The sequence below is a fragment of the Pseudoalteromonas sp. 2CM39R genome, from assembly GCF_023161845.1.
In genome coordinates this window covers 131,399-146,453 of sequence record NZ_JALNTM010000016.1, presented here as the reverse complement: position 1 = coordinate 146,453, position 15,055 = coordinate 131,399, and the positions used below count along the sequence as shown (strand labels likewise).

The 15,055-nt window shown below is 42.2% G+C and carries 12 protein-coding genes; 7 read left to right on the top strand and 5 right to left on the bottom strand.

Translation table 11 applies throughout. The features are described from left to right. Positions 1–481: 481 nt before the first annotated feature. The 7 genes from tig to MTF66_RS28470 all read left to right on the top strand — a co-directional run bounded on the left by tig (position 482) and on the right by MTF66_RS28470 (position 9,630). On the top strand, positions 482–1,786 hold the full coding sequence (gene tig / locus MTF66_RS28500; protein WP_058586304.1) for a trigger factor: 1,305 nt from the start codon (positions 482–484) through the stop codon (positions 1,784–1,786). A gap of 273 nt (positions 1,787–2,059) precedes the next feature. Next, a complete protein-coding gene (gene clpP, locus MTF66_RS28495) occupies positions 2,060–2,677 on the top strand; it encodes an ATP-dependent Clp endopeptidase proteolytic subunit ClpP (RefSeq protein WP_054562075.1) in 618 nt (205 codons plus the stop codon). Positions 2,678–2,812: 135 nt separating this feature from the next. Then, positions 2,813–4,096 (top strand): ATP-dependent protease ATP-binding subunit ClpX, encoded by a 1,284-nt coding sequence (gene clpX, locus MTF66_RS28490; RefSeq protein ID WP_058586303.1) that lies wholly within the window; start codon positions 2,813–2,815, stop codon positions 4,094–4,096. Between the two features lie 143 nt (positions 4,097–4,239). Beyond that, complete coding sequence (lon, locus tag MTF66_RS28485) at positions 4,240–6,600, top strand: endopeptidase La (protein ID WP_248529363.1); 2,361 nt, start codon at positions 4,240–4,242, stop codon at positions 6,598–6,600. A 197-nt stretch (positions 6,601–6,797) separates the two neighbouring features. Beyond that, positions 6,798–7,088 carry an HU family DNA-binding protein gene (locus MTF66_RS28480; RefSeq protein ID WP_175580427.1) on the top strand — a complete coding sequence of 97 codons (291 nt, stop codon included), beginning with the start codon at positions 6,798–6,800 and terminating at the stop codon, positions 7,086–7,088. A gap of 158 nt (positions 7,089–7,246) precedes the next feature. After that, the gene (gene ppiD / locus MTF66_RS28475; RefSeq protein WP_248529362.1) at positions 7,247–9,148 is read left to right on the top strand and encodes a peptidylprolyl isomerase; all 1,902 of its coding nucleotides are present in this window, start codon (positions 7,247–7,249) and stop codon (positions 9,146–9,148) included. An 83-nt stretch (positions 9,149–9,231) separates the two neighbouring features. Next, positions 9,232–9,630, top strand: a complete 399-nt coding sequence (locus MTF66_RS28470) for a GNAT family N-acetyltransferase (RefSeq protein ID WP_054562071.1) — start codon at positions 9,232–9,234, stop codon at positions 9,628–9,630. A gap of 138 nt (positions 9,631–9,768) precedes the next feature. Here the strand turns inward: MTF66_RS28470 and MTF66_RS28465 are convergent, their stop codons facing one another. The 5 genes from MTF66_RS28465 to MTF66_RS28445 are packed head-to-tail and all read right to left on the bottom strand — an operon-like array spanning position 9,769 to position 15,045. Then, positions 9,769–10,530: an ATP-binding cassette domain-containing protein gene (locus tag MTF66_RS28465; RefSeq protein WP_054562070.1), complete on the bottom strand. Its 762-nt coding sequence runs from the start codon at positions 10,528–10,530 to the stop codon at positions 9,769–9,771. Continuing rightward, entirely contained in the window at positions 10,530–11,522 is a 993-nt protein-coding gene (locus MTF66_RS28460) for an oligopeptide/dipeptide ABC transporter ATP-binding protein (RefSeq protein ID WP_054562069.1), read from the bottom strand. Before MTF66_RS28460 ends, MTF66_RS28465 begins: the two co-directional genes overlap by 1 nt. Position 11,523: 1 nt before the next feature. After that, on the bottom strand, positions 11,524–12,417 hold the full coding sequence (locus MTF66_RS28455) for an ABC transporter permease subunit (protein WP_058586297.1): 894 nt from the start codon (positions 12,415–12,417) through the stop codon (positions 11,524–11,526). Beyond that, on the bottom strand, positions 12,404–13,438 hold the full coding sequence (locus tag MTF66_RS28450) for an ABC transporter permease subunit (protein WP_062566867.1): 1,035 nt from the start codon (positions 13,436–13,438) through the stop codon (positions 12,404–12,406). The genes MTF66_RS28455 and MTF66_RS28450 overlap by 14 nt, the downstream gene beginning before the upstream one ends. After that, complete coding sequence (locus tag MTF66_RS28445; protein ID WP_054562066.1) at positions 13,438–15,045, bottom strand: ABC transporter substrate-binding protein; 1,608 nt, start codon at positions 15,043–15,045, stop codon at positions 13,438–13,440. The genes MTF66_RS28450 and MTF66_RS28445 overlap by 1 nt, the downstream gene beginning before the upstream one ends. Positions 15,046–15,055: the final 10 nt, after the last annotated feature.

The following is a 15,055-nucleotide window of genomic DNA, read 5'->3' as shown; positions in this document are numbered from 1 at the left end:
ATTAGCGCAGTTTGGTAGCGCACTTGGTTTGGGTCCAAGGGGTCGCAGGTTCAAATCCTGCATCGCCGACCACTTTAAAGATTTATGGTCAAAGAACGATTGGTTTGGGTATATCCAATTCAGTCGCAGGTTTAAATTCTGAATAGCCGACCACTTCTCAATATCTAAATACATCCTTTAATTCAGCTTAATTCTCCTTTGTTATTTTGTTGCGTTCGTTTTTTACGCATTTAAACGCTGATTGCTGCTATATACGCCAAATAATTGCCCCCCAGACTCGACTATCATAAATATTAGGTTATAATGCCGCGTCTATTGTTTAACATAGTGCCCATAGGGGCAAAGCAGCAATGGTATCTCATGGTTACAATGCGCCGTTTTAAGTTGAAATATTCAGCGTTAAAACTTGCTATCACTCATGGAGATCACCTTGTTTGTAAGGAAGGCGAAAAGTCGCCAAAATTGAAGATTGAGGTAAATCATGCAAGTTTCTGTTGAGACGACTCAAGGCCTTGAGCGCCGTCTGACCATCACCGTTCCTGCAGAGAACGTTGAGACTGAAGTAAAAAAACGCTTACAACAACTGTCTAAAACCCAGCGTATCGATGGTTTCCGTCCTGGTAAAGTACCAGCGTCTATCATCAACAAGCGTTACGGTGCTGCAGTACGTCAAGAAGTTGCTGGCGAATTAATGCAACGCAACTACATCGAAGCAATCGTTTCTGAAAAAATTAACCCAGCTGGTTCACCTACTTTCGCTCCTAAAGCGTTAGAAGCTGGTAAAGATTTAGAATTCGATGCAACTTTCGAAGTTTACCCAGAAGTTGAAATCCAAGGTTTAGATAAAATCGCTGTTGAAAAACCAGCTGTATCTGTAACTGACGAAGACCTAGCTAACATGCTAGAAACTCTACGTAAGCAACACGCTTCTTGGGCTGAAGTTGACGCAGCTGCAGGCGAGAACGACCGTGTAACTATCGACTTCGTTGGTTCTATCGAAGGCGAAGAGTTCGAAGGCGGTAAAGCTGAAGACTTCCCACTAGAACTTGGTCAAGGTCGTATGATCCCAGGTTTCGAAGACAACATCGTTGGCAAAAAAGCGGGCGAAGAAGTTGTTGCTGAAGTAACTTTCCCTGAAGAGTACCACGCTGAAAACCTTAAAGGTAAAGCAGCTACTTTCGCAATCACTGTTAAGAAAGTTGAAACTCAAGAGCTTCCTGAGCTTAACGACGAGTTCGCAACTAAATTCGGTGTAGCTGAAGGCGGTGTTGACGCTCTTAAAGAAGAAGTTAAAAAGAACATGACACGTGAGCTTGACCAAGCAGTTAAAGCTAACGTTAAAGATCAAGCTATCAAAGGTCTTTTAGCTAACAACGAAATCGAAGTGCCAAAAGCGCTAGTAGATCAAGAAATTGATGCACTACGTCAGCAAGCTGCACAACGTTTCGGTGGCGACGCTAAAAACATGCCTGAGCTTCCGGCTGAATTATTCCACGAGCAAGCTGTAACTCGCGTTAAGACTGGCCTATTACTAGGTGAAGTAATTAAAGCGAACGAGCTTAAAGTTGACGACGCTAAAGTTGAAGAGTTAATCGCAACTGTAGCTTCTGCATACGAAGATCCAACTGAAGTAGTAGAGTACTACAAATCAAACGATCAGCTTATGCAGCAAATGCGCAATGTAGCGATGGAAGAGCAAGCAGTTGAAACTATCCTAGCTAAAGCAAACGTGACTGACGTTGAAAAAGCATTCGACGACATCATGAATCCACAGCAAGGTGCTTAATAAGTCATTGACTTAAGCTCTCGCTAGCGATTAAATGGCTCGTGTTACCCTGTATTTATACAGCGTACTCGGGCCATTTTAGTTTGTGGTATCAGTTTCAAAAAAACCAACAATACTGATGTTATTTCAGAACTTTTTTCGACTAGGATTGAATTTGTTCTGATAAGTTCCTATATAGTTATAAAGATTGAATAGACAGCTTAATTTACATTAGTATAAATGTGCTTTCCTTATAGTAAGGATGAGTCGCAGCGGATAAGGAATTAAATAAGAATGAATAGCGGTATGATAGACCCTCTAAACGCACTAGTCCCAATGGTTGTTGAACAAACAGCTAAAGGTGAGCGCTCATATGATATTTACTCACGTCTTTTAAAAGAGCGCATTATTTTCTTAACTGGCCAAGTAGAAGATAACATGGCTAATTTGATTCTTGCGCAAATGCTGTTTTTAGAATCAGAAAACCCAGAAAAAGATATTTATCTTTATATTAATTCGCCAGGCGGTTCTGTAACTGCGGGTATGGCAATTTACGATACAATGAATTTTATCAAGCCTGATGTAAGCACAATTTGTGTTGGCCAAGCGGCAAGCATGGGTGCATTCTTGCTATCAGGTGGCGCTAAAGGTAAGCGTTTTTGTTTACCTAACTCACGTGTAATGATCCACCAACCATTAGGTGGCTTCCAAGGTCAGGCATCTGACTTTGAGATCCATGCCCGTGAAATTTTATCAATTAAAGATAAGTTAAACCGTTTAATGGCTGAACATACTGGCCAGCCACTCGATGTGGTTTCTCGTGATACAGACCGTGATAACTTTATGACTGCTAGCGAAGCAGTTGAATACGGCCTAGTTGACTCAGTATTTTCAAGCCGCGATTCGAAGTAATCTGAATAGCTAATAATAACGTATTGTTAGCTATCACCCTTTACTATGCGAAAACTGATATTCTTTGATATAGTTAAACATAGTGAATTAGCAGTAGCCCAGTGCTACTGCCAACGTAATAAATGAGGTAGCTGAATGTCTGACACTCCTACAGACGGCGACAAAAGTAATAAATTGTTATACTGCTCTTTCTGCGGCAAAAGCCAGCACGAAGTTCGCAAACTAATTGCTGGTCCTTCAGTATATATTTGTGATGAATGTGTAGAGCTGTGTAACGATATTATCAGGGAAGAAATCAAAGACATTGCGCCGAAGCATAATGCGTCTGATAAACTGCCTGTGCCGAAAGAAATTCGTGATCACCTAGATGATTACGTGATTGGCCAAGACCACGCGAAAAAAGTGCTGTCGGTTGCGGTATACAATCACTATAAACGTTTACGCAATCAAACAATCAATGCAGATATTGAGCTTGGTAAGAGTAATATTCTATTAATCGGTCCTACAGGTAGTGGTAAAACATTACTTGCTGAAACCATGGCTCGTTTACTTGACGTACCATTCACGATGGCCGATGCAACGACACTAACTGAAGCCGGTTATGTAGGTGAAGACGTTGAAAACATCATTCAAAAGCTACTGCAAAAATGTGATTACGACGTAGAGAAAGCACAACGTGGTATTGTTTACATTGATGAAATCGACAAGATTTCTCGTAAGTCTGACAATCCATCGATCACCCGTGACGTATCGGGCGAAGGTGTACAACAAGCCTTACTTAAGCTAATTGAAGGTACGGTTGCATCTGTGCCACCACAAGGCGGCCGTAAACATCCACAGCAAGAGTTTTTGCAAGTTGATACTTCTAAGATCCTATTTATCTGTGGTGGTGCGTTTGCCGGCCTAGATAAAGTGATTGAACAACGCAGCCATAAAAATACCGGTATTGGTTTTGGTGCTGAAGTTAAGCAATCATCAGGTAGCCGTAGCATAAGTGAAACATTTAAAGATGTTGAACCAGAAGATTTAGTGAAATACGGTTTAATTCCTGAGTTTATTGGTCGTCTTCCGGTTGTTGCGACACTTACAGAGCTAGATGAAGCGGCGCTTATTCAAATCTTAAGCGAACCAAAAAATGCATTAACTAAACAGTTCTCTGCATTGTTTGCGATGGAAGATGTTGAGCTTGAGTTCCGCGAAGATGCACTTAGCGCAATTGCTCATAAAGCAATGGAGCGTAAAACAGGTGCTCGTGGCTTACGTTCAATCGTTGAAGGCGTATTACTTGATACTATGTATGAATTACCTTCGATGGATGATGTTAGCAAAGTGGTTATTGATGAAACCGTTATTAAAGGTGAATCAGACCCAATTTTGATTTACCAAAGCGGTAACCAAGACAAAGCTGCATCAGAATAAAGCTGTAATAGTTTAAAAGTTAAGCAGTTGAACACGAAAAAGGAGCCAAAGGCTCCTTTTTTTATAAATATGTTGAACTTTCCCTTACATATCCCCATATACTTGAGTAATCTTTAAAATAAATGAAGTGCGAAGAGAATATAATGACGCTTGAGAGAACAGATCGAGTCGAAATCCCCGTGTTGGCACTGCGCGATGTAGTGGTTTATCCACACATGGTGATCCCGCTATTTGTTGGTCGTGAAAAATCAATAAAATGCCTAGAAGCGGCGATGGACAAGGACAAACAAATTTTCCTAGTGGCGCAAAAAGACGCCTCTGTTGATGATCCGCAGCAAGATGATATCTACCGTGTTGGCACCATTGCCACAGTACTTCAGTTATTAAAGTTACCTGATGGCACCGTTAAAGTGCTTGTTGAAGGCACACAACGTGCGAGCGTTGAAACGTTTTTAGATAACGATGATTTCTTTGTGGCAGAAGCACAGTTCATCGAATCAAGCCATATCGACGAGCAAGAACAAGATATCTTTATTCGCAGCGCAATTAGCCAATTTGAAGGCTATGTAAAGCTTAATAAGAAGATCCCACCTGAAGTACTTACTTCTGTGTCTGGCATCGATGAAGCTGCACGCCTTGCTGATACCATGGCAGCACACATGCCGCTTAAGGTACCTGAAAAGCAAAAAGTACTTGAGATTGCCGATGTGACTGAGCGTCTTGAATACTTAATGGCACTGATGGAAGGCGAGATTGACTTACTGCAAGTTGAGAAAAAAATCCGTACCCGCGTGAAAAAGCAGATGGAAAAGTCGCAGCGTGAGTATTACCTCAACGAGCAAATGAAAGCGATTCAAAAAGAGCTTGGCGAGCTTGATGATGTACCCGATGAATTCGAAGCAATTAAAAAACGCATCGAAGAGTCTGGTATGCCTAAAGAAGCGCAAGAAAAAGCGAACGCTGAGTTATCTAAATTAAAAATGATGTCGCCGATGTCGGCGGAAGCAACCGTCGTGCGCTCGTACATTGATACGCTAATTAATGTACCTTGGAAAAAACGCTCTAAGGTGAAAAAAGACTTAGCTGGCGCACAAAAGATTTTAGATAGTGATCATTACGGCTTAGATAAGGTTAAAGAGCGTATTATTGAGTATCTAGCGGTGCAGCAGCGCACTAATAAGCTAAAAGGCCCAATTTTATGCTTAGTTGGTCCTCCTGGTGTAGGTAAGACTTCACTTGGTCAGTCAATCGCACGCTCTACAGGTCGTAAATATGTGCGTATGGCATTAGGTGGCGTTCGTGATGAAGCGGAAATCCGTGGTCACCGCCGTACTTACATTGGTTCTATGCCTGGTAAGTTAATCCAGAATATGACTAAAGTTGGTGTAAAGAACCCACTATTCTTACTTGATGAAATCGATAAGATGTCATCAGATATGCGTGGCGACCCTGCATCAGCATTACTTGAAGTACTTGATCCTGAGCAAAACAGCCATTTTGCCGATCACTACTTAGAAGTTGATTACGACTTATCTGATGTGATGTTCGTGGCAACATCAAATAGCTTTAATATCCCAGGTCCGTTATTAGACCGTATGGAAGTTATTCGCCTATCGGGTTACACCGAAGACGAGAAGCTAAACATTGCTAAACAACACTTGATTCCAAAACAAGTTAAGCGCAATGGCTTAAAAGAGCATGAAGTTGAAATTGCTGACAGCGCAATTATTGGCATTATCCGCTACTACACACGTGAAGCGGGCGTTCGTAACTTAGAACGTGAAGTGTCAAAACTATGCCGTAAAGCAGTTAAAAACATCCTGCTTGATAAAGACACTAAAAAGGTCCTTATCGACAATAACAACCTTGAAGAGTTCTTAGGTGTACAACGCTTTGATTATGGTAAAGCTGAAGACGGTGACCGTATTGGCCAAGTAACGGGTCTTGCGTGGACTGAAGTAGGTGGTGATTTACTCACTATTGAATCTGCAGCTGTACCAGGTAAAGGCAAGCTAACTTACACAGGTTCGCTTGGTGATGTAATGCAAGAGTCAATTCAGGCAGCGATGACGGTTGTTCGTAATCGTGCTGAAAAACTTCGCATTAATAGCGACTTCTATGAGAAACGTGACATTCATGTTCACGTGCCAGAAGGTGCAACACCAAAAGATGGCCCAAGTGCTGGTATTGCCATGGTAACTGGTTTGGTATCGAGCTTAACGGGTAACCCAGTGCGCTCAGATGTAGCAATGACAGGTGAAATCACATTACGTGGTGAAGTATTACCAATTGGTGGCTTAAAAGAGAAGCTATTGGCAGCGCATCGTGGTGGAATTAAAACCGTTATTATTCCAAAAATTAACGAACGTGACTTAAAAGAGATCCCAGACAACGTATTAGAGGGCCTTGAAATTCACCCAGTTACATGGATTGATGACGTTTTAAAACTGGCTTTGAAGCACCCAGTTGAGAGTTTTTCTGTCGAAACTGAAAAAAACCAGTAAAAAACCGCAAAAAAGTGCATTTAGGGGCTTTTCAAATACAAAGGGTATGATAAGTTAAGCACTAGTTTTCAAGCCTAGGCCTTATGTGGCCTAGGGTTGAGAAAAATATAATAAACTGAGCATAAACTTAATTTGCTCATAAATTTTCAAAACAGTGATGTTATTTTTTATAAAAACAATCGCTCTTGATAATAACAATGAAAGAGGATGATATTGTGAATAAATCTCAATTAATCGATCAAATCGCAGCTGACGCTGACATTTCTAAAGCGGCTGCAGGTCGTGCACTAGATTCATTCATCGAGGCTGTTTCAGGCGCTCTTAAAGATGGCGATTCAGTAGCGCTAGTTGGCTTTGGTACTTTCTCTGTACGTGAGCGTGCAGCGCGTTCAGGTCGTAACCCGCAAACTGGTGAGACTATCCAGATTGCTGCAGCAAACATTCCTTCTTTCAAAGCAGGTAAAGCGCTGAAAGACGCAGTAAACTAATCATTAAAGATTAGTTGGTGAGAGATACCTAATCACACTTAAATTGAATTTAGGTAACTTATCACCAGTTACTTCAAGTGAAAAAGCGTATCTGGTAAGATACGCTTTTTTTACATGAGCAGGGTTAATTTGTACCTGATCAGAATAGAGATAGATAAATGCTTGAGAAAATCAGAGAAGGTTCGCAGGGACCTGCAGCCAAAATTATTTTAGGCGCGGTGATTTTATCTTTTGCTTTAGCTGGGATCGGTGGTTATTTAGGACAAACCACAGAGCAACCCGTTGCAGAAGTAAATGGAGTTAAAATTAGCCAAACCGAATTCAGCCGTGCATACCAAAACGAACGTAACCGTTTAGAACAACAATTTGGTGAATACTTCGCACAAATCGCTGCTGATCCAAATTACATGGCACAAATTCGCCAAGGCGTAATCGACCGTTTAGTACAACAAGAATTGCAAACTCAACTAGCGGCAGAATTAGGTCTTCGTGTAAGCGACGAAAGTGTTCGTAAAGCAATTTTAGAAATGCCTTACTTCCAAGTAGGCGGCCAGTTTAGCAACGACCGCTACTTACAAGTTATTCGTCAAATGAATTTCCAACCAGATGCTTTCCGTGAATATTTACGTGAAGACATGACACGCAGCCAATTAGTAGGTGCTGTTGCTGGTACAGATTTCATCTTAGAAAATGAATTAAACAACAGCGTTGCTCTACAACAGCAAACGCGCAGTATTGATTACTTAGTTGTTGCTAAAGAATCATTACAAGCAGGTATCGAAGTAACAGAGCAAGAAATTGCTGATTACTATGAGTTGAATCAACCGCAATTCTTAGCACCAGAGCAAGTGTCTGTAAGCTACATTGACTTAAATGCAGCTACCTTAACGCTTGATTCAAGTGTTTCAGAAGAAGATATCAAAGCTTACTATGATCAAAACAGTGCACAATATGTTGAGCCTGAAAAACGTCGTGTATCGCACATCTTAATTGATAACAGCGAAGACGATGATGCAGCAAAAGCGAAAGCTGAAGAGCTACTAGCGCAGTTACAAAACGGTGCTGATTTTGCTGAGCTAGCTGAGTCATCTTCTGATGACATAGTGAGTGCAGAAATGGGCGGCGACCTAGACTGGATTGAACGTGACATGATGGACCCTGCGTTTGAAGATGCAACGTATGCACTTGAAAGCAAAGGCGACATTTCTGACGTTGTAGAATCAGAGTTTGGTTATCACATCATCAAACTTACTGATATTCAAACACAGCAAGTTAAACCATATGCTGACGTAAAAGATGAGCTTCGCGCTGAACTTGAGCGTACTAAGAAAATTAATGCGTTCTATGAAAAGCAAACTCAAATGGGTGAGCTTGCGTTCGAAATTTCAGACACTTTAATTGATGCAGCAGAAGCAGCAGGCGTTGAAGTACAGAAAACAGAACTTGTTACTCGCAATGCATTACCTGAGCCGTTAAACAACCCACAAGTTGTTACTGCTATTTTCTCACCTGAAGTGTTAGAAGATCGCATGAACTCAGAAGTAATTGAAGTAGGCGATGAGCATGCTGTTGTTGTTCGTGTAAACGATCACAAAGCTGCTACAACGAAAGCACTAGCAGATGTTTCTGAGCAAATTAAGGCGACGTTAGTTTCACAAAAAGCATCGGAGCTTGCTAAAGAAAAAGCACGCACTCTATACGCTGAGATCGAAGCTGGTAAGAGCCTAAACGAAGTTGCACAAGCGGAAGGCCTAACAGTACGCCAAGAAGCTGCACTTGCTCGTCAAGCTTACACAGTGTCACCAGCTATTGTTCAACAAGCTTTCAAAATGGCTCACCCACAAGGTGCACCAGAGGTTGAAGTTGTTGACCTAAACAATGGCGATGCGGCAATTGTTGCGCTAAAAGCAGTTAATCCAGCGACTGAAGTTGAGATTAATGAGCAACAAAAGCAAAACATCACTATGGCTCAAGTGAATAAAAACTACATGGTATTTATTGCAGCACTAAAAGCACAAGCTGAAGTGCAAGTACCACAAGCGACTCAAGCTGCTGAATAATTAGCAAAATGAGTTAAATAAAAGGCGCCTACTGGCGCCTTTTTTGTTACCGTTAAAGGTAATGCAAATTACTAGGAGCATTTATGGAGTACAGTCTAATAGAGCAGCTACCAAGCGCAGAAGAATACTGTGATATGCGCCTTAAAGCTGGCTTATCAGCACGTTCATTAGCGGCTGCGAAAGCGGGGTTACCAAACTCTCTTTATGCTATTTGTATTCGTAAAAACGATGAGTTGATTGGCATGGGCCGCGTTATTGGTGATGGCGGTTGTAATTTTGAAGTGGTTGATATTGCTGTATCACCTGAATATCAAGGACAAGGGTTAGGGCGTGTCATTATGGAACATGTTGACCGCTACATTGAATCTGCCGCCTTTGAAGGTAGTTATGTCACTATGGTCGCCGACAAACCTGGCTTTTACGAAAAGCTTGGCTATAAGTTTGTCGCACCACAAAGCCAAGGGATGTATAAAAAGTTTTGATATGAGAGAAAAGTTACAAGGGGAAAGAGTAAAGCTGCAAGGGGAAAGAGTAAAGTTAATTGGGGTATCTGCTTACTCGCGTAGGAGGCGTTTTAACGCCGAATCATGATCTGACAGCTGATAGCTGACAGCTCACTATCAGCAGTTCAACAACTTCTGCGTCACGTTTGATTGTGGGTTTTGGAAAATCGCTTCGGTTTGGCCGTATTCAACAATCTCACCGTGATCAAGTACCACAAGTTGGTCGCTAATATGACGCACCAAACTTAGGTGATGAGTGATAAGCACATAGCTAAGGCCAGTATCTTTTTGTAGGCGTAGTAATAAGTTTACCGTTTGTGCGCGTACAGACGGGTCTAGAGACGATAACGCTTCATCGAGCACTACAACCTTAGGATCTAAAATTAAAGCCCGTGCAAGCGCTATACGTTGTAATTGACCACTACTAAACATATGTGGGTAATAGTGCTGATGATCTAACAGCAAACCCACTTTTGCGAGGGTTTGTTTTATTTTATCTTCACGCTCTTCTTTATTTAAGTCAGTGTTGTACTGTAAGCAGTCGTTAAGCATGTCGCCAATGGTTAAACCAGGGTTCAACGACGCTTCAGAGTCTTGGAAGATCATACGAATATGGCGACAGTCGTTATCACGTAAGCCATCATTTTCGATGATATTACCATCGAGTAGAATTTGCCCTTTGTCGGCGTTATCGGCTCCTGAGAGTAATTTAGCTAAGGTACTTTTGCCTGAGCCGGTTTCCCCGATAATTGCAATGGTTTCACCTTGCCCTAAGCAAAACGAAATATCTCTTAAAACAGAGAATCGTTTTCGTGAAAACAAGCCTGCACGCAGGTTAAAACTCTTTGATAACGCTTGAACTTTGAGCAGTGGTTGCATTATTTCATCGCCTTAATTAATGGGAAATGGCAGGCATAACTATGACTATGATGCTTGGTCAATTTCGGGGTAACCACACATTCTTTTTGCGCTTGTGGGCAACGTGGGCCCAAGCGGCAACCTATTGGCAAATGCTGTAAGGTCGGAATGGTGCCTTTTAAAGCATAAAACGGCTCTTTGTGAGCAAGCCCTTGCTCGTAGTCTGGTAAGCTTTTTAACAGTGCTTGAGTATATGGGTGATATGGCTGACTAAAAATACGATTAGTTGGGCCAGCTTCAACCATTTGTCCGCAGTAAAGAACATGCATGCCATGAGACCACTCAACAATTTCTTCAAGTTCGTGAGAAATCATCAAAATCGACATGTTCTTTAGTTGGTTCAAGCTTTTCAACAGTCTAAATACTTGCGCACGCGTGGTGCTCTCAAGGGCGGTAGTTGGTTCATCGGCAATCAATAGTTTAGGAGTACGCGCAATGGCCATGGCAATCATCACTTTTTGACAAATCCCTTCAGAGAGCTCATGAGGGTAGCTGTCGAGTACCTTTTTATGATCTTTAATACCGACCTTGTGGATTAACGCTTTTACTCTGTCTTTACGCTGTTTATTTCGCTTTAAGAAAAAGCCACTGGTTGCTTGCGCAGGCAGGGTTTCGGCAATTTGGTCAAATATCTTGGCAGTTGGATCTAGGCAGCGACTCGGATCTTGGTAGATCATAGCAATGTCTTGACCTACTAGTTTACGGCGTTGCTCGTTAGATAAGCGCATTAAATCAACACCACGCCAATGCATGCGGTCTGCAGTGATATGCCAGCGTTTATTTAAAACCCCGACAATGGCTTTCGCAATTAAGCTTTTACCTGAGCCAGACTCGCCAACTAAAGCATGCACTTCACCTTCTTTTAAGGTCATGCTGACTCTATCAACCGCACGAATAACGGTATCTGAGGTGCGTAACTCTATCGTGAGATTGCGAATATCGAGTAATTGCATATTAGTCGGCCTTACGTTCTTTAAGCACTTGGCGTAAACCGTCACCTACTAAATTGGTAGACAGTACAGCTAAAAATAATAATACGCCCGGTAAGCCAACAGTCCAAGGGGCAAGGTAAATTAAACCTAGGTTTTCAGCCAAAATAGCACCCCATTCTGTGGTTGGGGGCTGTGCGCCCAATTTTAAAAAGCCAAGTGCCGAGATATCCAAAATAGCGGTAGAAAGCGCCATGGTAAAAATAACCACAATATGCTCGTAAATATTGGGGAAGATACCACGGGCGAGAATATGCCAGTTTGACGCACCATCCAGTTTAAATGCCGTGATGTAATCTTTGTTAAGCTCTTCAACAATTAAGTTACGTACCGAGTGAATAAATTGAGGCAGTAAGGCTAAAATAATCGCCCATACTGTATTCATTAAGCCCGGGCCAAGAATCGCAATAATAATGATGGCTAGTAACAGCGATGGAATAGATAACGTAATATCAAGCAAGTGATTCAAAAAGCTTGAGCGAATACCCCGGCTGATCCCAGCAAAAGTACCCACTAATACCCCAATCACTGTGGTGATCAAAGCGGCGACAACCGACAAACCAAAGGTGTAGGTTGCACCATTCATTAAGCGCGATAACACATCTCGGCCTAAATCGTCGGTGCCTAATAAAAAGCGTACGTCACCTGCATCATGCCACGATGGCGGTAACAGCAGAGCATCGCTGTGTTGCTGGTTCACGCCATAAGGTGCAAGGAGTGGTGCAGACACGGCCAGTAACACTAACGCAATAAACAACCATAAACCCACAAGGGCAGGGTGATTGGTTTTAAATTTTTTCCAAAATCGCGCTAACGGCGATTTATTCGACTCTTCAGAGAAGAAATTAAACTTTGCCATGAGCTTGGTTCCGCGATAATGGGTCGAATAAGGTATAAGTGAGCTCAGCAATAATGGTAGCTAAAATAACGAACATAGAAACAGCGAGTAAGCCACCTTGAATCGCAGGGTAGTCGCGCTGATAAATACTATCGATAAGCCAACGACCAATGCCCGGCCATGAGAAAATAACTTCTGTGATCATCGCAAGGGTGATCAAGGTACTAAACTGTAAACCTATTTGTTTAATAACCGGTAGCAGCGCATTACGCAGAGCGTGGTGAAGGATCAGCTGTGCACGGTTTAAGCCTTTAGCGCGTGCTGTTTTAATATAACTTTGATCGAGTACTTTCAGCATAGAGTCGCGGGTAAAGCGAACCAGTACTGTGGTCGGATACATGGCAAGTACAATGGTAGGCAAGGTTAGGTGGTGTATTGCATCTAAAAATGCCATGCCATCATACGGAAAGTCACCTAATATTATATCGATTAAAATAAAGCCGGTAATAGGTTCAATTTCGTAAAGTAGACCCATACGGCCCGACATCGGAAACCAACCGAGTTGCAGTGAAAACACCATGATCAACAATAGCGCTAACCAAAAAACAGGCATCGAGTAGCCAATAAGCGTGCCTGAGTTTATAAATTTGTCTGGCCAACGTTTGTAGTAAGCAGAAGCTAAAATACCACCCGGTACGCCCACAGCAACAGAGACAAATAATGCGTAAAGGCTAAGCTCTAACGTTGCAGGAAATAAGTCTTGAATATGCTGAAATACGCTTTCGCCAGATGCAAATGAAATTCCCCAATCACCCTGAATAATACGCTCTAAAAAGGCAAAGTATTGCACGACGTAGTTTTCAGTAAAATGGAATTTTTCTTCTAAAGCACTGGTTTGTGAGAAGGTGCTATTGGTAATACCGCTTAAGTTAGTTAGTGCATCACCCGGAAACAAAAAGCTCAATGAAAAGGTAAAGATACTCAGTGTCAGCATCATAAACATCAACAGTGCTAAGCGGCGCAGAATATAATCTAGGATCATTATTCTTTCCTCGCGTTAGCTAGTGAAATGCCACCAAACGGGCTTAAGCTGATGCCTTTAACATCACTACTTGCTGCTTGAAAGCGCATACCATGGGCTATCGGTAAAATAGGCAGCTCTTGCACTATGATCCTCTGAGCCTGATTGTAGTATTGTTTACGCTTTTCAAGATCTGTTGTGTCTAAGGCTTGTGTTAGTAATAAATCAAACTCAGGGTGACACCAATTTGCTGGGTTTTTACCACTGAAAGTCGCAGTACAGCTTAATAATGGGCTCATAAAGTTATCAGGGTCTGGCGTATCTGCAGCCCAACCAAGTAACACGCTATCGTGTCTATGTTCACCAATTCGCTGTAAAAAGGTATTCCACTCGTACTCGACGATATTAACGTTCACACCAATTTTGCGTAAATCACTTTGCATCAGCTCAGCCATTTTACGGGCATTGGGGTTATAAATACGGCTTACTGGCATGGCCCAAATATTCATATCAAAGCCATTTTTGTAGCCAGCTTCTGCCAGTAATGTTTTGGCAAGTGCAGGGTTAAATTCAGGCATGGCTTTTTGCGCTTCAAATGCCCAAGAAGCCGGGGGCAGTAATGACTGCGCTTTAATGCCGTTCCCGTAATATACCGCTTGCATGATTTTATCGACATCGATGGCGCTTGCGAGTGCTTGGCGTACACGTACATCATCAAAAGGCGGGCGCTCAGTGTTAAAGGCCCAATAACCAATATTTAAGTTTTGCTCTTTTTGAACTTTAATGTCTTCGCGTTGCGATAAAATACTAAGCTGTGCGCTGCTTGGGTGCGCAGTAACATCACACTCTTTAGTGAGCATTTTCGCAACGCGTGTGGTGCCGTTTGGCGTAATGTCATACACCAGTTGCTCAAGTACTACAGGGTGTTTCCAGTAGTCAGGGTTGCGGTAATAGCGAATTAAACGGTCGCGACGATATTCTTTATATACATAAGGGCCGGTACCCACAGGGTATTGGTCAAATAAGTTTTCTTGATTGCGCGCTTTAAGCTGCATGGCGTATTCTTCCGATAACACCACGGCAAAGTCGGTTGCAAGGTTTGCTAAAAAGCTGCTTTCAGCATTATAAAGCTCAAACCGTACTTGGTAATCAGAAACACGCACAATGCGACGAATAAGCTGATCAATTCCCACACTTTGAAAATATGGGTAGCTGGCATCGCCAACAAAGTGATAAGGGTTATAAACGTCGAATAAGCGGCTGAAAGTAAAGATTACATCATCAGCATTAAAATCACGGCTTGGGGTAAAGTATTTTGTGGTATGAAATTTAACCCCTTTACGCAGGGTAAAGGTAATTGCTTTGCCGTCTGGGCTAATTTTCCAATCAGTTGCCAGCTCTGCTTTAAACTCGGCAGACACCGGATCAATACTTAACAGGCGATCATAAAGCTGATTGGCGATAATATCGATAGTCGAACCTGTCGTTGTCACTTGCGGATTAAACGACACAGGGTTTGCTTCAGCGCAATAGACTAAGCCCTGGTTCTTTTGTTCTGTGGTTTTTTCTTCGTTATCTAGGCAGCCTACTAAGCACACCAAAGACAAAGCAAGTAACGGTTTAAACACCTGATTAGCC